We start from the raw sequence: 1,595 nt of genomic DNA on the forward strand, positions 1-1,595 counted from the left end.
CCGCGAGTCGTGCGGACCGGGCGCGGCTTCCGGGTGGTATTGCACACAGAACAATGGATGGCCGCGGTGGAGGAAACCTTCGAGCGTCCGGTCGTTGAGGTTGATGTGAGTGATCTCGATCTGGTTGGGGTCGAGCGAATCCGGATCGATCGCGAAGCCGTGGTTCTGCGAGGTGATCTCCACTTTGTTGCGCGGATAGTGCAGCACCGGATGGTTGGCGCCACGATGGCCAAACTTCAGCTTGAAGCTCTTCCCGCCGAGCGCGAGGCCCAACACCTGATGCCCCAGGCAGATGCCGAACATCGGTCTCTTGCCTACCAGCTTCCGTACTTCCACAGCTTGCGCTTCGAGCGGCTCGGGATCACCGGGACCGTTCGAAAGAAAGATGCCATCGGGATTCAAGCTGAGCACGTCCTCGGCTGAAGTGCTCGCGGGAACAACGGTGGACCGGCAACCCACCTGCCGCAGCCGCCGCAGGATGTTGTGCTTGATTCCGAAATCGTAAGCCACCACGTGGAATCGGATCGGCGGCGCTTCCCCGACGTCCTCGGACGGCGAGCAGCTCTCCACCGGCTGCTCCCACTCGTAGCGCTCGGCGGTGGTGACCCGCGTCGCCAGATCGAGTCCCTGCATCGAGGGAACCGAGCGTGCCTTCTCCACCAGCGCCCGAGGGTCGCCGCCGTCGCTCGACAGCACGCCGCGCATCACCCCCTGGCTGCGGAGCCGGCGCACCAGCGCGCGAGTGTCGATGTCGCTGCCGACAGGAATGCCGCTGGTTGCGAGGAATTCGTCGGCCTTCTCTTCCGAGCGCCAGTTGCTGGCCACCGGCGAGAAGTCCCGTACGATCAAACCTTCGATGAAGGGCCGCACGGACTCCTTGTCAGCGACGTTGGCGCCATAGTTGCCGATTTGCGGGTTGGTCAGGACGACGATCTGGCCGCAGTAGGAAGGATCGGTGAATATCTCCTGATAGCCGGTGATCGAGGTGTTGAAGACAACTTCACCAGCGCATTCTCCGCGCGCACCAAAGCCTCGGCCCTCGAAGACGGTCCCATCTTCCAGGGCGAGTAATGCTGTATTCAATCTGCTGCTCCTGTTTGGGAAGGTGTAAACCCTATTGTAGAAGAAGCCCCCTCACCTGGGCTACCGCCGCTGCCGGGCTGGTGAGGATGCGGGCGCGGTGCTCGGGCGGGACCGCCTGAAGCGCGCGGGCCATCGATGCCTGGGCGAACAGCACGAGGTCGACGATGGGGAGGACTTCGACGGCGGCGGTGGCGACAATCCGGTCGTGCGCCGCGAGGTCACCCTCGAGGTGAGCGTCGAGCGCGTCCATCCGCACCACTTCCTCAATCGAGACCTCTTTGCCGGCCCGGGCGGCGGCGGCGAGCACGGCCTGCCGGGTGGGCTCGATGGTGGCTGGGTTGGTGGCCAAAACAGCGAGACGAGAGGCGCGCTCCACCGCTTCGGCGATCATGGCCGCGTCTATCGGAAGTACGTGAATACCCTGGGGTGCGAGCACTTTCTCGACGCACGGAGATAGTGTCGAGCAGGTCACCAACACAGCTCCGGCGTCTACTTCCTCGGCGAGATCGATA

2 protein-coding genes are annotated in these 1,595 nt (G+C 63.9%); both read right to left on the bottom strand.

Annotation, left to right across the window (positions count from 1 at the left end):
* The coding region (carA, locus tag GY769_18150; protein ID MCP4203845.1) for a glutamine-hydrolyzing carbamoyl-phosphate synthase small subunit at window positions 1-1,083 on the bottom strand (1,083 nt) is incomplete at its 3' end.
* A gap of 31 nt (window positions 1,084-1,114) precedes the next feature.
* Window positions 1,115-1,474 (bottom strand): hypothetical protein, encoded by a 360-nt coding sequence (locus GY769_18155; GenBank protein ID MCP4203846.1) that lies wholly within the window; start codon window positions 1,472-1,474, stop codon window positions 1,115-1,117.
* Window positions 1,475-1,595 lie beyond the last annotated feature (121 nt).

The sequence above is a fragment of the bacterium genome, from assembly GCA_024224155.1.
Classification (GTDB): Bacteria; Acidobacteriota; Thermoanaerobaculia; order Multivoradales; family JAHEKO01; genus CALZIK01.